The following is a 22,470-nucleotide window of genomic DNA, read 5'->3' as shown; positions in this document are numbered from 1 at the left end:
TTGCGCTCTGACCGGGCACGGGGTGGCGTGACGGGGGTCAGTCGTAAGCAAAGCCAGGGGCCAGCGACTTCGATCGAGGCAGCACGGGCTCTCATAGATGGGCCAGCCGGCGCGCGGACCAGGCCTAGCCGAGCGCGCGCTTCGCTAACCATGAGGCGGGCGATCGGCACGTGCCGAATTGTACGTCATAGATTGCGTGCAGGCGAAGACTGCGACTTTTGCCCTCCTGCAAACGAACTTAGAGCTTTTGCCTTCGCGATGCCCTAGCGATCATAATGCGAGTCCTGACGGCGAGACCGTGTTTGTCAGATTCAGAACATTCTGCGTCAATTTCGATATTATGCCGCCTATTTGGCTCGACAATTCCGACTAATGCGGCTGGCACGGTTGTTGCTGCCGATGACGTAAGACCAGGTCGAGTGCAGCCCTAGATGCAGGATCATCTTTCCGCCCGCAAGCCGCGGCTCCATTCCGAAAAGAAAGCAAGACCTAGAATCTGCACATTCGGGTGGATCGAGACTGATGTGGAGTTCCCAAGAGCTGACGGTTTAAATCGCACTTTCGGCCATAAGGGCGCTGTCAAACGACCGTGCGTTATCAGGGTTGGCGGGTTTGATGGACAATTGCATCGCGTGGCTGTGGAGCGCATGACAAAGAATTCGGCCGACGGGGTCAAGCATCGACCGCGGGAGACACCGACATAATAGGAGTCTCGTTGACCCGTCGCGTCACCAATTCGCAGGCGAGTTCGCCAAAAAGCGCACAGGCTGCGTCCAGGCCAAGCACAAAGAAAGTCAATAGCAGGCCCCTCGTAATCCTGGCAGTACGGAACTCTCGACATGTCGCAAGGGATCGGCGCTGATAGCGGGTGCACTGTGAACGAAGGTGCAGAGCACTGCTCAGATCCGAAAAACAAGCTTTCATCAGATGGCGAGTTCGTTCGGTACTGGAGCCGAGCTGCCGACCGGCTGCTGGCCGTTGCTGCCGTTGGGAGGCGAACCGAGGAGGCGATCAGAAGGACCGGGATTGGTTTGCAGCTATCCTCCGAGAACTTTAGTGGTCACGACCTGTCAGATTTCCCTTTGCGGCGCTGTACCCTCAATCGTGCGCAGCTCTACGGAACAAAGTTGGATCGAGCAGATCTTTCTGAGGCGAACCTTATCTGTCCCGGGCTCGAGCGCGCGAGTTTCCTCGGGGCCAAGCTCGATTTCGCCTATATGCATGCGATAGCAGCGCAAGTCTGCAACTTCGATGATGCCAGTCTGCGCAATGTAATTGATGCAACCGGCAGCCTGTTTCACGGTTGCAGCATGAAAAGAACACGCTTTGACAACGCAATGCTCAGCGGGCTCCTCGTTTATCAGTGCGACGCGAGTGATGCTGTATTTGATGGCGCGGAATTACAGGGTTCAACCATCAATGAATGCTTCCTTCCTTCCGCTTCCTTCCGCCTTGCCAAGCTAAACCAAGTCACCATCACGAAGGCGCATCTGGCGAATTGCTCGTTTCTCCAGTCAAAGGGGGACTGTTTGTCGATCGTGCGTTCCACCTCCATCGATGGTCTTGTCTTGGAAGGCGCTCATCTTCCTTACCTGAGACTTTCAAAGGTGAGCGGGCGGATTCGGGCGAGAACGCTGAGCGCCCCATTTGCTGATCTTCACCTGTCAAATCTTGCCAGGGCTGAGCTGGAGCAGGCAGACTTGACCGAGGCGCGGCTTCTGTCCGTAGGCCTTTCCGACGCGAACCTCGCCGGTGCTGTGTTGAACGGTGCATCTATTCATTCCTGTCAGCTGGACGGAGCGGACCTTTCTCGGGCATCAGGCGAAAGCATTTCGATAAGAGAGAGCACAATGCGAGCCGCCAAATTCACCGGTTTTCGTGGCCGTTGCGCCTTTGTGCGCGACTGCGATCTCGAACATGCGGACTTATCGCAGGCTTATCTCTACAGGTCGATGATCACCGGTGATCCGCCGCAATCAATGGCATTAAATCGGGCGAATCTCGAGGGATCAAATCTCGTTCAGGCATATCTCGCCGCGGACATGACCGACAGCAACCTGGAGGCAACGCGGGCCGCATACGTTCGTATGAACCAATCGTCCCTGCGCGATGCGAACCTGAGTGGGATATCGCCGTTCCAGGCCAGCTTCGTAAAGGTCGACTTTTCGGGCGCTAAGATAACCACTTTCGAGCCACCGTTTTTTGTCGACCGTTGTCGGGGACTGCCCGCAGCTCTGGAGGGGGATGAGCCGCGCGAGCCATCAACCTATCTGGCTGAATTCTCATCGTTGATCAAACGTGGCCGAGAAGGCTCAACCTGACTGCTTCGAAAACCGCAAAGTAGAAGGGACTACAGTGCCCGTGGGCTTAGAACAGGTTTCGTGCGGTGGTCGACGTTGAAGCTCTTTGGAGCTCGTTGGCACGCGCGGCCCCGCGAGAGGCCGGGTGGCGCACGTTTGGGCGATCCGAGCGCTCCATTCTTGTTGGCGTTCAAAAAACTGGAGTAGGAAAATGCATCTGGCTGGTCTTTCCGCAGGCAAGGCGTTCATCCGGGAGGTCGCAAGAACAGGTCAGACTATTGGGACGGTGCATACGCTCGGCGCCCTGCATCCTGGGCATGCAGAACTGATCAGAAGAGCGGCATTGGAGAATGATGTCGCGATTGTCACAGTGTACCCGAACAAGATCCAGCTTAGACCAGGTGGGAGCTACGATTTCAATTTGGACGATGATATTGGGCTTGCCCTACGTTCAGGAGCAACTGCCGTGATTTCCTCGAACGACAACGAAATGTTCCCGACTGGCTATCGAACGTTTGTATCGCAAGGTGACTGTCATTTGCGTCTAGGGGGGGCTGAGGCGTATTTGAAGGAAGCCGTTACTGGGGCAATCCGCTGGATCTGCTATGCGCGGCCAACTCGCAGCTACTTCGGCCTGAAAGATATCGGTCAAGCGATCCTCGTGAAGCGCGCTGTGGCAGACCTCCTTCTCGATTGCGAGATAAGGTTTGTGCCGACCGTTAGATACAAGAACGGAGTTCCGGTTTCATCGCGCTTGAGGCGATTTAGCCGCTCGGAGCTTGATGAGCTGTCGCGTCTCTCCACGTCGCTCAACTATTCAAGAGAAGAGATCGCCCGAGGAGCGTCTAGCGTCAAGGATCTGGTCGCGTCGGCCGCATCTCGGGTCAAATTCCGACGGTTTAAACTCGAGTTTGTTCGGATTGTCGGCGCTGATAACTTTGAAGATTTAGAGCAGGTCAAGCTCCCTTTCATAATTGTTGGAGCGGCAATGGCTAATGGTCTCAGGGTCTTCGATAGTATCTACGTTCCAGATCAGGAGACACTCCTAAATGGTGCTCCGGATCTCTGGATCGATCTGCCTGAGCAGTCGCAGCCAAACCATGATGAATAGCATGATCTTCACGAAACTGGTGCGTTGGTGTGGCGTCGGAACGACATGCAAAAGGAAAGCTGAGCTGATCAGTTGGCTGCCCTGATATTTCCTGCCCGTCACAGGACGTGAAGTCTGACCCGCATGCATTAAAGACTACCACCGGCGCGCTAGGACACTAGGCTGAAGCGGCCGTTACCAAGCACATTTGCTCTACTCGATATTTCTGCGGAGATGACATGTTTTGTCTATCTCCGCAAGCGCGACTTCCTCGTCGCGAGCAGAGTTCTCCGATGCCTGCACTCTACTCTCCAATAGAGGCGCAAGAGCAGAACGAGGGGCCTCAAAGTCAGCCACGAGGTAAAGTCGGCTGTTCAGCGCCAAGGGTATTACATTCACAGCCGCCGCGCCTCGTTGTTTGAGTAGTTACTCATCCTTCTTTGGAGAAGATATCAACGAGTTCGCCGACCTTGCGCCACGTCGCTTGAAGCAGCGGAGTTGAAGGCGCTCCGGCGATAGTGCGGCCAGCGTGGCGGCTAAGAAGGCGCGCCTAGCCGCGCGCCGGCGACAAATTCGGCTGACGTGAGTGGTGCCATCGCCCGGGCTGCGGATGCAAAGGACTTCCGGCGTCGGGATGCGTGGCCCGACGATTCGCGGGATGTTCGGTGGCGATCGCGGCAACGACCTCATTGACGATCAGCATTCCTACGACCGCGCAACAACTGCAGGAGCGCATGCCAGTCTCTACCGTTGCTGGCCAGCGGAGAGCCCTCAATCGAGACCACAGCGCCGGCTGGGCCCTTCGCAAATCGCGGCTGGCCGCTTCACGAACTCGAGACGCGCGGTGCCGCTACCAGAGCGACCGAGATCATCGTCGATCACTACCATCTCGCTCCAGCCCAGCTGGCGCGCACGGTCGGCCAAGCGGTCCGTCCTCGCCGCGCCGACTCTTGTGTGGTCGGCCATCGACTGACGAATGTAGACAGCGGCCTGGCGAGTAAAGTGCTCAGGCGTGATCTTCCTCACTGCTGTGCTCACCGCTCACGCCGGGTGAGAACGGAGTGTCGTTCAAAGGGCCATCGGCTGGGTCGCTATTTCGATCTAAACTTGAAAGAAGAAGACCTCCGCTCATCCCAAGTCGAGTACGGGGCGTTGAGCAACGTAGGTCTCTCGGTCGATCGGCCTCCGACGGCATTTGCAGCATTGCGAGCAAGTCAGACGTCGCGACATCCCAGTAAGCCGAAAGTCAGATGTCAATCATGTTGCAATCCATAGGCCTCGGTCAACTACCAGCGCTAGTAATTGAATTAGCGACAGGAAGGCGGCAAATATCTGCCGGAAGCAGCACCCCGCAGATGCCATCGCAAGGAGTTCGGCATGCAAGCTCGATGATAATCCGCTCTGCCGGCGGCCGTGATCGTTGCGATGACTGCGTGGCCTGCAACGCTTGCATGCTCAGGTCCGCTTCAACCGTCACTGATCCTTCCTCATGGAAGCGAACGAACGGATCGCCCATCTCGATGGCATTTCAAACTTCATGAGCGGCGATCCTCCGCCGAGAAGGTGGGGCGATTTGCTGCAGCAGATTGTGTAGCGCCGGCGTGCGATCTAGATCACTTTCCAAAGTCGATAATCATCTCAGGAGGAAACCATATGCTGGCGCAAAGGATGTCTTACCTCTCAGGTTCTGGCACCGCCGCGGCCCGTGAGGCGGCCGCAGAAGCCGCCGGGGCGGGCCGCCACATCATCGATTTGGCCGCCGGCGAAGTCATGATCGAGCCGCCATCATCCGTGCGTGAAGGCGCGATTGCGGCGATCAATGCTGGAACGAGCCGCTATACGGATTCCATTGGGTTGAAACCGCTTCGGGAGACCATCGCCGAAAAGCTGTCGGCGCAAACAGGCATCGGCTGGAAGACGGATAACATCGCTATCACTGCGGGTGCAAAGCAAGGTCTGCTCGACGCTGCCTTGGCCGTGCTCGATCCGGGTGATGAAGTCATTATCATTCGCCCCTGCTGGCCGACATTCCCGTCCCAAGTTCTTCTTGCCGGCGCAACGCCCGTCTTCGTTGATGCTCGTCCTCCGACATATACTCCCGATATCAGCACGATCTGGGCTACTGTCACACCGCGTACGAAGGCCATCATCATCAATTCGCCGAACAATCCGACCGGCGCGGTGTATGATCGGCCGACCCTTCAAGCTGTTGGCGATCTTGCAATCAGCAAACAGCTCTGGATCATTTCTGACGAATGCTACTCCAGCTTCGTATTCACTGGTGTGCGCCATGAGTCCATCATCACGGCGCATCCCAGCGTACGTTCGCGGACGATTCTGGTCAACGCGTTCTCCAAGGAACTGGCAATTACTGGATGGCGCTTAGGCTATTTCGCGGCGCCGCCGGAGATAGTTTCCGCGGCCAAGAAACTGCAGAGCCTCACGACCTCCAACGCCAACGTGATCGCTCAGCACGCGATCTTGCATCACCTTCAAGCCGGTGACGGCAGCTTTGAACGGGGTATGCATGAGCGTCTGTCTGAGGCTCGCCTCACCGGTCTTCGTATCCTGTCTGGGCTGCACGATGTGACCCCGCCGCCGGCCGATGGTACATTCTTCTTCTATCTCGATTTGAGTAGGCTTATCTCGGCACTGCCGGCCGATGGTCCCATTCGATCAAGCGAAGATATTGCGCGATTGCTTCTGGATGAAACCGATGTGGGCTCCGTTGCTGGCGGCACCTTTGGTGATGTGAACGGCCTGCGTCTGTCCTTCGGCGCTCCACGAGACCTGCTGGAGTCAGGACTGAAGCGCGTTGTCAAGACCCTGAACAGCCTGAAGACTACGCAAGCAGCGGCTTGAATGTCTCCGGAAGGAGAACTCGAAATGCCCAATGATAAACGGGCCCTATTCGTGGCCGCCGGAACGTACTCGAGGCAGTGCCTCCGCTCTCCAAGACCCCTGGTCGAGGTGAACGGAATCCGATGCTGGAGCGGCGAAAGTCGGCATCGTACGGCCGACGGTGAGAGGAGGCCTTGCGCTCCTCGGCGGGACCCGACGCTGCGGCTTTTAGAGGCGGATTACGGCGATACTCTCCGCCTCGAGACGGATAAGAAAGATGATCTGAGTCTGGTGGACGAGCTTTCCGACTCCCGATGGGCCGCGCATTTGCCGCCGCAACGTCCATATCGCTAGCAGCAGAGAGCAAGACGATGATCGGATATCTGCGTGACTATGCAAATGCCATAACCGCTCTTGCCTGTCTGTTTGCCGTCATCGCCTTGTTCCTAGCCCTGAACGGCAACATAGAGCTGGGCGTTGCGGCGATGCTCTGGACCTGGTTTCTGGATCATTGGGACGGGCACGTCGCTCGCAAAACCATCCATCTTCGCCGTCCAGGTGTTGCAAAATTTGGACGAAGCTTCGATGGCTTTGTTGACCTCATTCACGGCGTGGTGTTCCCGGCTGTAATCATCATACTTATCAGTCAAGGCACTATCCTGTCGCTCCTGGCGAGTATACTTCTCACCTTAGCCGGTGCCATAAGGCTCAGTCATTTCGAAAATGTGGGCCTTACAGCCGATGCGCGGTTTGCTGGCATCCCCGTTTCGTATGATACGCCACTCCTTGCGATCCTGCTGCTTACAAGGCCGCAATTCCCCGAGGACGTCTTTCCGGCCGTCGTAGCCATCGCCTTTATCATCCTGGCACTGCTTCATGTGACGACCTCGATCCGAGTTCCGGCTATTCGGGGGGCCGCAGTACCGATCGCCACTGCCTTCGCAATCGCGGGATCCATTGCTTTGGTGATGATCTCAAAATTCGTCCCTCAAGAATAGCATCAGTGGAGCCCAATAGAATTATGACTAGGGCGAGCGACAAGAATGACGTGAGCGAGATTATGCAGCCGCAGTCGCCACCCAAAGCGATGCCGATTGATTTTGGCCGTAATTTTCCGCCTCCCAGCCCCGTGGTCCAACGCGCGTTAACGGAGACGTTCGCAGACCTTAGAGGTATCAACATCGCCGACGCCATTCGCTTTCCGCGCTTCATGGGAACCGCGACCGATCGCGAGGTGGGAGCAATGTGGGTTAGTCAACGCCTAGGTCAAAAGCCGGACCTGGAGCGTATCGTACTCGCGAACGGCTCACAGAGCATCCTGGCGATGTTGATGGCCCGGTTCGTTGGAACCGGCGGATTCCTTCTAACCGAAGAGCTGACCTATCCGGCGATCAAACCACTGTCGGCCTTGTTCGGAATTGAGCTCCGCGGCGTGACAATAGATAGTGAGGGGATTGATCCAACGAGTCTCGATAGAGCATGTGTCGAGTTGGGCGACAATGCTCGGGCGCTCTACTGCATGCCTACACTGCATAACCCGACGTCTGCAACGATGTCTGAGACAAGACGCAAGGACATTGCGATAGTCGCTCGCCGACATGATCTTTGGCTCTTTGAAGACGATATATACGGCGTGCTGCCGGAAGAGGCGCCTCCCCCACTGGCTCTCTACGCGCCCGAGCGCAGCTGGTACATTCTAGGGCTTAGCAAATCTCTAGCTGCGCAGCTTCGGGTAGCGTATGTCATGGCTCCCAATTCCGATATCGCGAAGGATGTTTTTTGGCCTGGAGTGCGGACCACGAACTGGATGGTCGCACCGCTGGTGGCTGAGATCGCGTCGCGTTGGCTCGCAAATGGCGTCGGGTCGGAAGTACTGCGGTCGGTCCGAGCAGAAACTTTGAGGCGCCGCGCCCTCGCTGCTTCGATTCTGCCCGACGTGCAGATATCTCAAAATGGGTTCAACTATCATCTCTGGATCGATGTGCCGGGAGCATGGCAGCTCAACGCCTTTGTCAATGCATCCCTTGATGCTGGAGCGATTGTGGGACGAGGCGATTCATTCGCGGTTGGCAGCACCCGCGGGGATCGCAAATTTCGCATCGGCTTGGGCGTACCGCCGGATCAACACGAGCTCGTTCGTGGGTTGAAGGCAATTGAATCTCTGATAGCTGCTCGCAGCGGATCGGGAGTTAAGCCATGAGCGACCAATCAGCGTCCGCCGCCGCAATAGCCCAGTTCCCGATCGGTGACACCGATCTGCATGTTCGCTTCATTTCCGAAGAAGCGGGCCGTGAGCTTCGGGATGTTGCATTGGCACCGGCACCTCCGAAGCCAGTGCCGGCATATCCTAACGCTAAAGCCGTATTCCACATAGGCGCCTACTGTGGATCGGCCCTAGCATCCGTGGCCACTTTTGTTCTCCAAGACATAGAGACCAATCAAGATCGTCAGTCATCAGGACGCAGCTGGAGAATTCAAGGGATGGCAACTGCCCAAGACTTCCGGCGCCTTGGCTTTGCCAGCGCCGTACTAAATCATGGTCTACGCGAAATCCGTAGGCGTGGGGCGCTTCTGGTATGGTGCACTGGACGAACAACGGCCAGCTCGTTCTACCGCCACCATAGGTTCGAGCAGATCGGCGCCGAGCGGCATGTGCCGGGCATTCCATCACATTACCTCTTCAAGAGAGCTATAGGACAGGCGCATCATTCTTAGGGCATAACGCCCTAGCTTTTGCCGTCTGCTCGCCTCTGGTCGCTTTCGAACGTAGCTCAAGACCGTAACGATCTGCGCTCAAAGCGGCCGGTGTGGAATCATGGATCCCCGGAGATGTCTCATGTCGATACAGAGTTCCGGAAAATCCGTTGGATGGGAGCATTATCAGACCATTGGTGAGCATTACGACAAGGAACGACCAGGATATCCCATCGGCCCCGTTCATGAGATCGCCAAGCGGGCGTCGTCTTTGCACCATTCCTCGCGGCTGGTCGTCGACGTGGGCTGCGGGACAGGCATCTTCACGCGGATGTTGGCCGACGCTCTTGACGGATCGTTTGAAGTCTGCGGGCTGGAGCCAAGTACGATGATGATCCGACGGGCAATTGAATCAACAAACACGGTCCGGCGAATTCGGTTCATCCAATCTCCGGCGGAGCAACTTCCGTTCAGCGATCTAACGGTTGGAGTGATAACAGCCGCTGGCGCCGCGCAGCTCTTCAACCGGATGCGTTTCTATCCAGAAGCGCATCGTGTCCTGGTCGATAACGGTCTCCTCGCAATAGCGCAGAACAAGCGCTGTCATGAGACAGGCTTCTTCCAGGCCTTCGAGCTATTCCTTGAGAATTTCGTTCCCGGCTATCGGACTGGCACCTACGCGGATGCTAGGGGCGCACATTCGGCGGCCAACTTTGAGGCCGAGCTTGCCTCAGACGATCGATTTTCGAATGTCATGGTCCACAGCTGGGAGTGGCCAAGAACGTTTACTACGGAAACTTTTGAGGCATTCGCCATGTCGACCATCCAAGTCAAAATCGCGCTGACAGCGCACGGCAAGGACATCATCATGAAAGAGTTACGGTCAGTCTTGTCGGACCACTGTGATGCTGTTGGCGCCATCAACGTGACCTACAGGACCGAGCTCACAACCGCAGTGCGCACCGGTCGTAATTCACTCTAAGTGAGTTCGGGAACGCCATGCAACCGTCAAGAATCTGGTCGGAAGTCGATTTTGACAAAGAAGGCAAGACGATCGGTTATCTTCGCGTGCCGTTCTCAACCAATGCCTCAGCATACGGATGGATCCCAGTGCCGGTTGCAAGCGTCAAGAATGGATCGGGGCCCCGAGTGCTGTTGATTGCAGGTAGCCATGGCGATGAGTGGGAAGGTCAAATCGTGCTCATAAAGCTGATCCAGTCGCTACAGGCTGAGCACATTCAGGGCCATTTAATTATTCTACCTGCGGCGAATGCGCCTGCGGTTGAGGCTGGTCAAAGAGTCTCTCCCCTGGACGACGGAAACTTGAATCGAAGCTTTCCAGGCGATCCGAATGGGACCCCGACCATGATGATGGCCCATTTCATTGAAACGGTCCTGTTGCCCGGGTGCGATCTCGTTTGTGATTTGCATTCGGGAGGGAGCTCGCTGGAATACCTCCCTTCTAGCGTAATGATCACTCCGAACTCCGCCTCACAGTTCCGCCAAAGTGTAGATCTCCTCCGTGTGTTTGGCTTACCTGTTGGGTTCGCAACCGATGCATCGACCGGTGGAGACCGTAGCTTGACCGGCGCTTGCGATCGCGTGGGGAGCGTTGCTTGTCTTTCGGCCGAATTGGGCGGTGGGGGAACCGTTTCACGCAATTTGCTACGCGTTGCAGAGGATGGTCTTGCGCGCGTTTTGCATCATATCGGTGCCCTGGCCGCTCCTCCGAAGGCACCCGGTCCTGGTTCCATTCAACTCCTCTATCGCGTTCGATCAAACGACTTCGTCTACTCGCCTGCAAACGGCCTGTTCGAGCCGCTTGTGAGCCTTGGAGACACCGTCAATGATGGTCAGGAGGCGGGACGCATCCACTTTACTCAAGAACCTTGGCGGAGGTCGGTTACGGTTAAATTCGGGACGGGGGGCGTCGTTTTGTGCCGGCGTTTTCTGGCGCGAGCAGCCCTTGGTGATTGTCTGTTTAATGTCGGGAGGGCATGGACGCCCGACTAGCATGATCGGGACTGCCGGACAGGAAATGTCATGACGTTCAACCCTCAACCTCTGTCCTTGAGCGATCAGCTTCGGTCTAACGAGAAGCATCGCCGCGGTTGGATTTACGACGCGTTGGGTGTTCAGCCAATTGTCAATTGCGCTGGGACGAGGTCGAGCTTTGGTGGCAGCAATCCGAGGCCAATCGTGGAGTTGGCAATGAGAGCTGCGGGCGAAGCATTCGTCGACGTGGATGAACTCGCCGAAGGAGTTGGCAAATACATTGCGCGGCTCACCGGAGCGGAGTGGGGCGTCGTGACGGCCGGCAGCGTGGCGGCACTAGCACTGGCAACCGCTGCATGCATCGCTGGCAACGAACCGATAGCAATGACGCGGTTGCCAAGATCGTGCGGTTTGAAGAAACGCGTCCTGATACCGCGAACACATCGCTTTGTCTATGACTCTGTCATAGGCACTGTCGGGGCTGAACTTATTCCGTTCGATGATCTCGAAGTCCTCGCTACGTTAGCTGAATCGGCTTGCATGCTCTGCTTCCTTGGGGCGGCCGAGACGGCTGACAGTGAGATGTCCTTGGAGGCGATGCGGGAACGCGTTGGTCATTTGCCGATTGTGGTGGATGGAGCTGGACTGTCTCCCGGCAAGCCTGACCCATGGCTATCCCGGGGCGCAACATTGTCGATCTACTCAGGCGGTAAATATCTGCGCGGCCCACAGTCGACCGCCTTGCTGATCGGATCTGAACAACTGGCGCGGGCGGCGTGGGCGAATGGGCCGCCGCACCTTTCGTTTGGTCGTGCGATGAAGGTCGGTAAAGAAGAGATGGTAGGCGCCGTCGTTGCGTTGGAGGCTTGGCTTACTCCGTCTTTACGTGCGAAAGATGAACAAAAATGGCTTCAGCTATTGGGGACGATAGCGTCAAACCTTTCCCCCGATCTGGTCCGTGTTTCAATCCAGCCCTCAAGCTGGTCGGCGCTCACGCCGCGGCTGAAGGTTTGTTGGGCTGACCAGCGGATTCGCGCGGACGAAATCGTTGCCCGAATGCTTCATGACTTCCGGATTCAACTTCCAGACTTCTACTCGAGCGAGAACATTATCCTAATTGATCCATTCAACATCCTCGATGACGAGCAGGCCCGCCTGGTTGCTGGATCCCTCGAGATATTACTTCGAACGTTGCAATCAGAAGTCGAAAGCGATTCTGAGGCGGCTGCGCCGAAACCCAGGGAGGTGTTCGCGGGACTTTGGGAGAGTACTGTGAAGTTCGCTGGTCGGGTTGAAGAACATGTCATGACGCTAACGCACCAGGGGGATAACATTGCGGGCTTCTACCGAGGGGAGGTGTTTGACGGCACTATAGCTGGATCCGCCATGGGCAATGAGCTTCGCATCGTTGCAAAGCACAAAGCCGACCGAATGGAGATTTATTATTGCTTTGAGGGTCTGCTCCACGAAGGCTGTATTGAAGGAGTGGCTTGGTTAGGAGCCGCGACGCGGGAGTTACGAAGTCCGTCTCTTTGTAAGCAGTTTGGCAGAGCGGCATGGCTTGCAAAACGTAGTGCGCGGCGGTGAGCGAGGTTGCAATCGAACCAATGCGACAGCAGGTAAGGACTTAGGCTAAAGAGATCCTGTGCTTGAATACATGGAATTCACGGGGCTAGTCGAAAGCGGGTGTCCGACGCATGTCGAGAGGGTGTCATAAAGGATGTGTGAGCAGGTTTCTGTGAGTTTACCCTACCAAGGAGACTCACATGACGACGATAACACCTGAACTACTTGATCAACTGCTTGCTAACTATGAGAAGCCGGAGGACCTGACCGGAGACAACGGGTTGTTCAAGCAGCTGAAGAAGGCCTTGATCGAGCGCGCGCTCGGCGCCGAGCTGAGCGAACATCTTGGCTACGAGAAGGGCGACCCGGCCGGTCGTGGGACCGGCAACAGCCGCAATGGCACGAGCAGCAAGACGATCCTGACCGAGGACGGGGAGATCGAGATTGCCGTACCGCGCGACCGCACCGGCAGTTTCGAGCCGCAGCTCATCGCCAAGGGCCAGACGCGGTTCGACGGCTTCGACGACAAGATACTGAGCCTGTATGCCCGCGGCATGACGGTGCGCGAGATCCAGGGCCACCTGGCCGAGCTCTACGGGGCCGAGGTCTCGCCTGATCTCATCAGCCGGGTCACCGACGCCGTGCTCGACGAGGTGCGGGAATGGCAGAGCCGGCCGCTGGAAGCCGTCTATCCCGTGGTTTTCTTCGACGCACTGCGCGTCAAAATCCGCGACGAGGGCCTGGTGAAGAACAAGGCCGTCTACGTGGCGCTTGCGCTCAATGCAGACGGCGAGAAGGACGTGCTCGGGCTGTGGATCGAGCAGACCGAAGGGGCCAAGTTCTGGCTCAAGGTCGTCAACGATCTCAAGGCGCGCGGCGTCAACGACATTCTGATTGCCGTGGTCGACGGGCTCAAGGGCTTTCCGGAGGCCATCACGTCGGCATTTCCGCAGACCGTCGTGCAGACCTGTATCGTGCACCTGATCAGGAACAGCCTGGCCTTCGTGTCCTGGAAGGACCGCAAGGCGATCCTGCCCGCGATCAAGGCGATCTACCGGGCCGAGAACGCCGATGCCGCGATCGTCCGCCTCGAGGAGTTCGAGGCAGAGTGGGGCAAGCGCTACCCGGCGATCGGAGCGGCCTGGCGGCGGGCTTGGGACTATGTCGTGCCGTTCTTCGCCTTCGCGCCAGGCATTCGCAAGATGATCTACACCACCAACGCGGTGGAGGCGTTGCATCGCTCGTTGCGCAAGATCATCAAGACCCGCGGCAGCTTCCCCAATGACGATGCGGCGTTAAAGCTGCTCTATCTCGCGATCAGGAACGCCGGCCTGCGCTGGCGGCGACCGGTCGAATGGACCGCCGCGATGGGCCAGTTCGCTATCCAGTTCGGCGAACGCTTTCCGGGGACGACGCGATGACGAACGGCATCACGGCAGTGGCGATTATGGCTCGGCCCGCCCCTTCGCCGTCAAGTCCTGCGCCTGCGGCGCACCGCTGCGCGGCTTCGGGACTTGACCGCTCGGTGCGGCCAAGCAAACTTGTCAACCATGCCGTCGACGCCTCATTCTTGATGCCAAAATACCAGCTTCACCCTTCACAGAAATCACTTACACAAAATTCCTGACATTCCCCATGTCGACGACTTTACCGCAAGGCTCGACAGGCCCACAACTTTGATTCTATTTCACTGCGTAAGGCGGCTTCCCACGAACTAGCGATCCTCAACGGCCGCTGCGCCGACGTGCGGATCGCAGTGCGCCAGGAAAAGGGCAACCGCTTCTCGATGACGTGCACACTTGGTTGTTAACCGAGCGCAGAACCCTCTCGCCTTCCTCCGAGGTCCTGAAGCCGATCAACTACATGCTCGGGGCGCTGGGATGACTTCGCCCACTTCCTCGACGATGGCAGGATCTGCTTGCCTTCTGTCCGTAGCTAGGCAACTTCTGAAAGTGCAGCGTTCTTACAAAGCCGCACCAGCCATCGACAGAACGCCCGCGCGATTTCCGGGTTATCGGTGCGATCAACTGCATACGCTCGGTACTGCATTCCGCTCGGAGTTCGGGATCCTGGGATCACGTTCAAAGCTCCCGAACGTACCAGGTCACTGACAATGATTTCGGGGGCGACCAGCAGGCACTTTCCTGTCATCACCGCAGGTAACGCGAGGTAATTGTGATCATACCGCGCCCCTGATTTTATATCGTTCGAACTCAGGTTCATTGCCCGCAACCAAGTGGGAAGGATGTCGGGCCGAGAGGTAATGTTGAGGATTGGCGTGCTACGAATGACCGCGAGGCTCCTTCCATCAACTTGATTTGGAGAGCCTACGCAAACAAGTTGTTCGCTGTAAATCTCCCAATCGTCTGCCGGCTCGATAACGGGCAGATCCCGCGTGATCAAAATGTCATAATCGTCGGATGACCTCGGTGGGGACAGTGAACTGATGATGTCCACGATCACCCCACCCATCTCGGCGGAAAACGCCTGCAGGTTTGGTATCAGAAAGGAATAGGCAAACGTTGAGAGCGACGTGCGCACTACAATTCGGTTGGTGTCCGTCCGAGCACGGCGCCGCATCCTCTTTGCGGTGAAACAGACGCTATCGAGCGGTTCGGCGACGGCGTTTGCAAACAATCTTCCGAATTCTGTGATCTGGCTTCGCCGGCCGCGTCGTTGCATGAGCTCCGCACCGAGATAGTTCTGAAGCACTGACAAGTAGCGACTGACCGAGCTTTGTGTCGTGCCCAACGTGTTAGCCGCCCGCGTCACACTCCCTTCGCGTGCAATCATCACAAACACACGAATCGCATTCAGCGGCACCTCATCATCTTCGGTCGCCATCTGTTGCTGCTCCAGCGAATTGCGGGACGGTCAGACTGTCTTCACGCGAGTGATAAACATTGTGTTTCTTGCATCAAATTATTCGATATCAACAGTCGGGATCATGCTTATTAGCCCGCCTTCATGCAGAAAATCCCCATTCGGTCAGATATTAGTGGAAGCTGCACTCGAAATGCACACGGCCTTCGCCTAGTGTGCCGATAGAGCGAGGCGGGAGGTCGGGGTCGGAACGAGCTTGTCAAGATATTCAGAACTTCGAAGCAAGCGACATCCCTTGACATTTGACCGGAACTCGTTAGCGGAGAAACCGTGTCTCTGCTACTTTCACCTCGTCCATCTTCTGCAGCCTGAAAATCTCTTCAACGGGCAGAATGTCTTTGTGAACATTCTGCACGCCACCATCAGCGATGATCCGGCGGAAAATTTCTTGCATAGCCGTAGTCGCGGCCCGGATCCCGTAATTGCCGTAGATCATCATGCGAACGTTCCCAAGCGCCTTGACCCGGGCGGCGTCGAGCTCCGGGTAGGCATTTGGCACAATCACCAGTGGCACCGCCCCGGTCCACGCCCGCGAGAAGCCCTCTATCTCCGAAGGATCCTTCTTTTTGGAGTGAATTAGGATCATGTCCGCGCCGGCCTCCCGATAGGCGTTCGCCCGATGCAACGCTTCGGACTGGCCCAAGCCGGCTATGAGTGCCTCGGTGCGCGCGATGACTAGAAAGGCCGGGTCACCTCTAGTGGCGATTGCAGCCTCAATCTTGCCCTGGAACTCTTCGACCCTTAGTAGCTCCTGGCGGCCGCCGGCGGCTAGGCTGGTGACCTTCGGAAATGTCTTATCCTCGATGACCACGGCGCTAGCGCCCGCTCGCTCATATTCGCGGATCGCATAGACCACGTTAATCGCGTTACCATAGCCTGTATCGATATCAGCAACGATCGGGAGGCTCGTTCTGGCTGCCATCGCTCGCAGCACATCGAGGTGCTGCGTCATCGTAATGAGGCTCATGTCAGCCAAGCCATAGAGCGCTGACAGCTCGAATCCCGACGCCCACAGCCCATCGAATCCTGCCTCTTCGGCTAGGATTGCGGAAAGGGGACTGTGAGCAGCCATGACATGAACGAGACCTGTCTCGGCTATACGGGCACGGAGGCGTTCGGCAGGCGACATCGGGAGGAGCCTTTCAGGACAGGGCGGCGCAAGCGGCGATAATGCGATCGCAGGCCCGGGTAAGATCCTCAGTCGAGGAAGCATACGAAATGCGAATGTAGGGCGACGCCATGAAACCGCTGCCGGGCACCACTGCAACAGAAAAGGTGTCGAGCAGATACATGGCAAAGTCCGCGTCTGTCTCGATCACCCTTCCACCCGGCGTACGCTTTCCAACCACACCGGCGCAGGAGGGGAAGACATAGAATGCACCATCGGGCACGCGGCAGGAAAGTCCCTCGGCCTGCTTGAGTTTTTGGAGAACAAGGTCACGACGCTTCAAAAATGCAGACGCGAACTCTTGCACATGTTGCCGGCCGCCCGATAGAGCTGCCACAGCTGCATGTTGCGAAATCGAACTCGTATGGGAGGACGTCTGCCCCTGAATGATATTCATGGCTTTGATCAGTGCCACAGGGCCGGCGCCATAGCCGACGCGCCATCCGGTCATCGCATCGGCTTTTGAAACACCGTTGACGGTCAGGGTGCGCTCGTAAAGATCGGGTGCGACAGCGGCCATGGTGGCGAATTCGCAGCCATAGGTCAGCTTCTCGTAGATATCATCGGAAAGGACATGGACGTGCGGGTAGCGACGCAGCACTGCCGCCAAGCCAAGCAATTCGTCTCGACTGTAGACTGCTCCCGTGGGATTGGAGGGGGAGTTCAACATCAGCCATTTGGTGCGCGAGGTGATGGCAGCCTCTAAGGCGTCCGGACGGAGTTTGAAGCCTTGCAATTCGCCGCAAGCTACGAGGAGCGGCGTTCCACCGGCGAGTTTGACCATATCGGGATAGGAGACCCAGCAAGGGGTCGGTATTACGACCTCGTCGCTTGGATCGAGGCTGGCAAACAATGCGTTGAAAACGACCTGCTTGGCGCCACACCCGACCGTGATCTGGTCTATGCTGTAGTCAAGCCCGTGGTCGCTGCTCAAGCTGTCGCGGATCGCCTTGCGGAGCTCTTTGATACCTGCAACGGGCGTGTATTTGGTGCGACCACGGCGGATAGCCTGAACGCCAGCCTCGCAAACAGCGCTCGGCGTCTCGAAGTCCGGCTCGCCTGCGCTGAGCGTTATCACGTCCGCCCCTGCCTCACGCAGCTCGGCGGCCCGTGCCGTCATTGCCTTGGTTTCCGATGGGCGGATGACTTTGAGACGTTCTGCAAGGAGGGGCACGGTGAAGGACCTTTTAGACCAGGAGGGACGTTCGGCCTTCCAACTATAGGCTGTTGGGCAATCAACCAATTTGACCAATCGCGTTTTTGATTTGATCCATCGAAAATTGAGATCAGTTCGCCCTCTCTCCATGGACTGCAGCTGCAGCTGCCACATGTCGCCAAACTAGAACGTCGCTCAGCGGGAGAAACGGCGTCCGCGATGCGCCGCGGCGCGGTAAAGATCGACCGATTGCGCGGACACAATTGAATTTGGGCAAATTGACGCTTTTCGTTCATAGCGATCGTTTCTTTGCAACATCCGATCGAAATCTTGAATGATTGTCATGCGAGCGTAGCAATACCGGGTTCTAAGACCAGCCAGACAAACAGCTCCGACGAACGACGGTGGTGGTCCGCACGCTTGTTCGTGACAGTGTAAGGGACGGCTATGGCATCCGTATCGATCAGCGGTATCCACAAAAGCTTTGGCGCGACACCAGTGCTTCGAGGAGTCTCCCTGTCGATCGCCGACGGCGAGTTCCTGACGCTTTTGGGTCCCTCGGGTTGTGGAAAATCGACGCTGCTGCGCATTTTGGCGGGGCTGGAGATACAGGACTCAGGTTCGCTCTCGATTGGCCCAGAGGCTGTCGATGGTCTCCGGCCCAAGCGGCGCGATGTTGCGATGGTGTTCCAGTCCTATGCGCTCTATCCGCATATGACGGTCGCCGCCAACATGGCGCTCCCACTTCGGATGCGCATGTTCTCGGCGGGCCAGAGGCTTCCCTTTTTCGGCCGGCTTATGCCTGGTTCGGCGAAGATCGAGGCCGAAATCGAAGCAGAAGTTACCCGCACGGCAAAGTCGCTCGGCATTGGCCATCTGCTCTCTCGCAAGCCCGGCCAACTCTCCGGCGGCCAACGCCAGCGCGTAGCCGTCGGACGAGCCATGGTGCGCCATCCAGCTGTGTTTCTGATGGATGAGCCGCTGTCCAACCTCGATGCCAAGCTACGGGTGCAGATGCGAGCCGAGATCAAGGAATTGCACCAGAGGCTCGGGGGCACGTTCGTCTACGTGACCCATGACCAGGCGGAAGCCATGACGCTGTCGGATCGAGTGGCGGTGATGCTCGAAGGCGAGCTGCTGCAGGTTGCTCCGCCCCAAGACATCTATGCTGATCCCGATGACCGCCGGATCGCCGAATTCATCGGTTCGCCCAAGATCAACATGCTCGATGGCATCGTGCGCGAGCGAGACCTCATCGACGTGGCAGGGTCTACGCTTGCCACCGAGGTCGATGCACTCCCAGGCACGCCGCTGACCCTTGGAATCAGGCCGGAAAGCTTGCACCTTAGCGATCATGCGGGCCATGGCACGCTCACAGGCTCCGTGCGGATGATCGAGCATATGGGCTCTGATCTGTTCGTCCACCTTGCTCTGGCCGGACTCGATGCTCCGTTCGTTGCAAGATTGCTTGCCGAACGGGCGCCTCACGTTCTGCCGGGGCAGACCCTCCATGTCGGCGTTCGTCCCGATCGTGTGCTGCTCTTTGCGCGCAATGGGCGACGGCTGCGTCGGCAAGCCGAAGCCGGGACTCTGGCATCCGTTACACCCATTCGGGAAAACGTTCGATGAGCGGGGCAGGCGCGATCAGAGGGAGGCCGGAGGCGACGACATCGGCCGGCATCCAACCTGCTCTGCAAACGCTGTCCGCATCGCTGTCGAAGCGTCGTGCCCTTGCTGAAACGACAGCAGGATGGACGCTTGCAGCGCCGGCGGCGCTGCTCTTGCTCGGACTGTTCTTCCTGCCTGTCTTCGGCGTCTTCTTTATAGCGCTCACGGACTGGCAGTTCGGCGCGCGTTCGTTCTCCTTCGTGGGCTTGGCCAATTTTGAGGATGTCTTCGCTGATGCGGGATTTAGAACATCGCTTCTCAATACCCTGATCTACGTTCTGATTGTGGTGCCGGGGACAGTGGTCCTTGGCCTCGCGGTTGCCCTTCTGATTGAAAGCGGAAAGACCTGCCGCGCTTTCTATCGCGCCATTCACTTTTTGCCCTTTATGGCGACGCTCACCGCGATGGCGATCGCGTGGGAGGCGCTACTGCACCCCACAATCGGCCTCGTCAACCAGTCGCTTGCCGCGCTTGGCTTACCGACGGCGAATTGGCTACGCGACGAGACTACGGCACTGCCGGTCCTAGCGATGATCGGCATATGGCAAAACCTTGGCTACGCCATGGTTCTGTTTCTTGCAGGCTTAAAAAGCATTCCGCAGGATTTGTACGATGCGGCGGCCGTCGACGGCGCCGATATGTGGCTGGACCGGCTAAGAACTGTGACCCTGCCGATGCTGGGGCCGGTCTCGATGTTCGTCCTGATCGTGGTGGCGCTGAGGGCATTTGAGACCTTCGATACCGTGAAAGTCCTGACCCAAGGCGGCCCCGGTCACGCCTCGGAGGTGCTGCTTTACACCCTCTATCGTGAGAGCTTCGAATATTTGCGCACCGGTTACGGAGCCGCGGTCGCCGTCGTGTTTCTTGTGATCGTCGTGACGCTAACCTTGGTCCAGACCCGCGTTCTGGATAGAAAGGTGCACTATCAATGAGCCTCGCCAGATCAACGCTGTCGCCGCCAACCGGCGTTTTTCGCCATGCCGTCTTGCTGATGAGCGGAGCGCTTATCCTTGTCCCCTTTGTGTGGATGCTTTCGCTTTCCATCAAGCCGCCCGGCGAGATCTTTCGCGCTTCCTTTTCGCTCTGGCCGGCTCATTTCTATGGTGTCGAAAATTACACAAAGGCGCTCACAGAGGCGCCCCTTCCCCGCTACATGGGCAACGGCCTGCTTGTTTGCGCCCTCATCCTGCTCCTGCAGATCTTGGTTTGCGCGCCGTGCGCCTACGCGCTTGCCAAGCTGAGATTTCCCGGACGCGACTTGCTTTTTGGCATGGTTCTGGTTGGTCTGTTGCTACCACATCAGGTCTTGTCATTGCCGCTGTTTGTTCTGGCAAGCCAGCTCGGCATTCTCAATACCTATGCCGCGCTTGTTTTTCCGTATGTGGTGTCGCCATTCGGCATTTTCCTGTTTCGACAGTTCTTCAAGACGATTCCGGACGATGTCGTTCATGCCGCCCGTCTTGACGGGCTTTCTGAACTTGCCATCGTCTGGAGGATCATGGTTCCCATGGCGCTCCCCGCGCTCATTGCATTCGCCATCTTTTCGGTTGTCGGGCACTGGAACGATCTTTTCTGGCCGCTGATTGCGGTGCGAGACGAGTCTCTTATGCCGCCCCCGCTCGGCATAATGGCCTTCAAGAGCGAGGAGGCCGGCAACGACTACGGGCCGCTGATGGCAGCGGCAACCCTTGTCATTCTCCCCCTGGTCATCGCTTTCCTGGCTGCACAAAAGTGGTTTGTGGAAGGAATGACCGGCGGAGCCGTAAAGTAGGCGCGGAGACCGGAAATGCCTTCCACACGCCGATTGTTCCTGTCGGGCTGAGTTCGTTGATCCTGCCACTGACGCGGCGCCGGCAAGCATCCAAAACAAGCCGCCAAATCACAGCCCGCGCCAAGCTCTCGGGCGGAGAACACTGACGCCTGCATCGAAACCATGACCCACCAGATGCGCCTGCTCGAGACTTGCTAGGCATCCAATCCAAGGGCTCAACTATGATCCTCACCGATAAATCGAACGCGCTTCTCAACATGAGCGGCAATCTACCGCCAAAAGTCCCCCACGCTTTTGACGCCGTTTACAAAGCTGCCGTCCAAAACGTTCTGGAAGCATTCGCACCGAACGAACTCATAGGTGCGCACCAGTTCCGCGGTAGTGAGCGCGACCGCAGCCTTGGCGCGCGTTTTCTTGGTCGGCGACTACCGCAGGTCCCCCCGGCTGACCGGGTCGTGGTTGCGAACGGCACGCAAAGTATTCTCATGATGCTCCTGGCCGGCCTTGTCGGCCGCAACGGTCGGCTCGCGCTTGAGTCCCTCAGCTATCCGACGCTGCTGCCCTTTGCTCGACAGCTCGGCTTTCAGCTTTCACCGGTAGCGATGGACGAGGAGGGCGTTCTGCCGGACCACTTCGAGGCGGTCTGTCGCTCGGAACGACCGGCAGCCTACTATGCCATGCCGACACTGCAGAATCCGACCACAGCAGTGATGAGCATAGAGAGGCGCCAAGCGATCGCCGAGATCTGCCGCCAATATGGCGTGACAATCATCGAAGATGACATCTACAGCCTGCTTCCAAAAAACGTTCCACCTCCATTGTCGACTTTCGCACCGGAGATCTCCTGGTACATCCTTGGGACTGCCAAATCGTTGGCGGCCGCGCTGAAGGTCGCCTATGTTCTCGCGCCGACTGCACGGGCCGCAGAAGAACGGTTTTGGCCCGGCGTGCGTGCCACCTACTGGATGTGCGCACCGATGAACGGAAGCGTTGTCTCCTCACTGATCGAGATGGGCGCCGTCGATGTCGTCATCGATGCGGTTCGAGAAGAGACGCGCGCTCGCCATACCTTGGTCGCCGACCGGCTTGGCAGCGCGAACATGCGTAGCCGGCCGGACTGCTTGCACGTCTGGCTCTCGTTGCCTGCGAACCGACCTGCAATAGAGTTTGTCGCAGGCGTGCGTGCACTCGGGGTGGAGGTCAGCGTGAGCAGTACTTACGCTATGGACAATGCGCCCCCCAACGCAGTTCGGTTCGGAATGGGTACCCCGCCGGACCGCGCTGCTTTCGAGCGCGGACTCGCTGCGATTGCAGATGTTTACCTTTAGTTGAGGGGAG

The 22,470-nt window shown here is 57.6% G+C and carries 17 protein-coding genes and 1 pseudogene; 15 read left to right on the top strand and 3 right to left on the bottom strand.

Annotated elements, in window-relative coordinates; all coding sequences use genetic code 11:
• The first annotated feature begins 839 nt into the window (after positions 1-839).
• From XH98_RS30550 to XH98_RS30505, 11 genes and pseudogenes are all read left to right on the top strand, one after another.
• A complete protein-coding gene (locus XH98_RS30550) occupies positions 840-2,321 on the top strand; it encodes a pentapeptide repeat-containing protein (RefSeq protein ID WP_271600108.1) in 1,482 nt (493 codons plus the stop codon).
• A gap of 190 nt (positions 2,322-2,511) precedes the next feature.
• Complete coding sequence (locus XH98_RS30545) at positions 2,512-3,411, top strand: pantoate--beta-alanine ligase (RefSeq protein ID WP_271620821.1); 900 nt, start codon at positions 2,512-2,514, stop codon at positions 3,409-3,411.
• A 1,632-nt stretch (positions 3,412-5,043) separates the two neighbouring features.
• Positions 5,044-6,252 carry a pyridoxal phosphate-dependent aminotransferase gene (locus tag XH98_RS30540; RefSeq protein WP_271620820.1) on the top strand — a complete coding sequence of 403 codons (1,209 nt, stop codon included), beginning with the start codon at positions 5,044-5,046 and terminating at the stop codon, positions 6,250-6,252.
• A 350-nt stretch (positions 6,253-6,602) separates the two neighbouring features.
• Positions 6,603-7,229: a CDP-alcohol phosphatidyltransferase family protein gene (locus XH98_RS30535; protein ID WP_271600111.1), complete on the top strand. Its 627-nt coding sequence runs from the start codon at positions 6,603-6,605 to the stop codon at positions 7,227-7,229.
• Positions 7,230-7,279: 50 nt separating this feature from the next.
• Complete coding sequence (locus XH98_RS30530; RefSeq protein WP_271600112.1) at positions 7,280-8,431, top strand: aminotransferase-like domain-containing protein; 1,152 nt, start codon at positions 7,280-7,282, stop codon at positions 8,429-8,431.
• Positions 8,428-8,946: a GNAT family N-acetyltransferase gene (locus XH98_RS41265; RefSeq protein WP_442868653.1), complete on the top strand. Its 519-nt coding sequence runs from the start codon at positions 8,428-8,430 to the stop codon at positions 8,944-8,946. The genes XH98_RS30530 and XH98_RS41265 overlap by 4 nt, the downstream gene beginning before the upstream one ends.
• Before the next feature lie 121 nt (positions 8,947-9,067).
• On the top strand, positions 9,068-9,907 hold the full coding sequence (locus XH98_RS30525; RefSeq protein WP_271600113.1) for a class I SAM-dependent methyltransferase: 840 nt from the start codon (positions 9,068-9,070) through the stop codon (positions 9,905-9,907).
• A 17-nt stretch (positions 9,908-9,924) separates the two neighbouring features.
• Positions 9,925-10,938 carry a succinylglutamate desuccinylase/aspartoacylase family protein gene (locus tag XH98_RS30520; RefSeq protein ID WP_271620819.1) on the top strand — a complete coding sequence of 338 codons (1,014 nt, stop codon included), beginning with the start codon at positions 9,925-9,927 and terminating at the stop codon, positions 10,936-10,938.
• Between the two features lie 30 nt (positions 10,939-10,968).
• Positions 10,969-12,507 (top strand): hypothetical protein, encoded by a 1,539-nt coding sequence (locus tag XH98_RS30515; RefSeq protein ID WP_271620818.1) that lies wholly within the window; start codon positions 10,969-10,971, stop codon positions 12,505-12,507.
• A gap of 179 nt (positions 12,508-12,686) precedes the next feature.
• Positions 12,687-13,907, top strand: a complete 1,221-nt coding sequence (locus XH98_RS30510; RefSeq protein ID WP_271620817.1) for an IS256 family transposase — start codon at positions 12,687-12,689, stop codon at positions 13,905-13,907.
• A gap of 323 nt (positions 13,908-14,230) precedes the next feature.
• A pseudogene (locus XH98_RS30505) lies at positions 14,231-14,407 on the top strand (IS66 family transposase); the annotation flags it as partial.
• 14 nt (positions 14,408-14,421) lie between these two features.
• Here XH98_RS30505 and XH98_RS30500 read toward each other — a convergent pair.
• The 3 genes from XH98_RS30500 to XH98_RS30490 form a co-directional block, all read right to left on the bottom strand.
• Entirely contained in the window at positions 14,422-15,330 is a 909-nt protein-coding gene (locus XH98_RS30500; protein ID WP_271600116.1) for a LysR family transcriptional regulator, read from the bottom strand.
• A gap of 295 nt (positions 15,331-15,625) precedes the next feature.
• On the bottom strand, positions 15,626-16,498 hold the full coding sequence (locus tag XH98_RS30495; RefSeq protein WP_271620816.1) for an isocitrate lyase/phosphoenolpyruvate mutase family protein: 873 nt from the start codon (positions 16,496-16,498) through the stop codon (positions 15,626-15,628).
• A 13-nt stretch (positions 16,499-16,511) separates the two neighbouring features.
• On the bottom strand, positions 16,512-17,657 hold the full coding sequence (locus XH98_RS30490) for a pyridoxal phosphate-dependent aminotransferase (protein WP_442868658.1): 1,146 nt from the start codon (positions 17,655-17,657) through the stop codon (positions 16,512-16,514).
• Between the two features lie 483 nt (positions 17,658-18,140).
• Here XH98_RS30490 and XH98_RS30485 point away from each other — a divergent pair, with 483 nt between their 5' ends.
• From XH98_RS30485 to XH98_RS30470, 4 genes are all read left to right on the top strand, one after another.
• Positions 18,141-19,322, top strand: a complete 1,182-nt coding sequence (locus tag XH98_RS30485) for an ABC transporter ATP-binding protein (protein ID WP_271620815.1) — start codon at positions 18,141-18,143, stop codon at positions 19,320-19,322.
• Positions 19,319-20,293: a carbohydrate ABC transporter permease gene (locus tag XH98_RS30480; RefSeq protein ID WP_271620814.1), complete on the top strand. Its 975-nt coding sequence runs from the start codon at positions 19,319-19,321 to the stop codon at positions 20,291-20,293. The genes XH98_RS30485 and XH98_RS30480 overlap by 4 nt, the downstream gene beginning before the upstream one ends.
• The gene (locus tag XH98_RS30475) at positions 20,290-21,132 is read left to right on the top strand and encodes a carbohydrate ABC transporter permease (RefSeq protein ID WP_271620813.1); all 843 of its coding nucleotides are present in this window, start codon (positions 20,290-20,292) and stop codon (positions 21,130-21,132) included. The genes XH98_RS30480 and XH98_RS30475 overlap by 4 nt, the downstream gene beginning before the upstream one ends.
• Before the next feature lie 221 nt (positions 21,133-21,353).
• Positions 21,354-22,460, top strand: a complete 1,107-nt coding sequence (locus tag XH98_RS30470) for an aminotransferase-like domain-containing protein (RefSeq protein ID WP_271620812.1) — start codon at positions 21,354-21,356, stop codon at positions 22,458-22,460.
• Positions 22,461-22,470 lie beyond the last annotated feature (10 nt).

Source organism: Bradyrhizobium sp. CCBAU 51745, from assembly GCF_028128715.1.
GTDB lineage: Bacteria > Pseudomonadota > Alphaproteobacteria > Rhizobiales > Xanthobacteraceae > Bradyrhizobium > Bradyrhizobium manausense.
The sequence above is the reverse complement of the archived record's forward strand: the minus strand, read 5'-3'. Positions and strand labels throughout refer to the sequence as shown.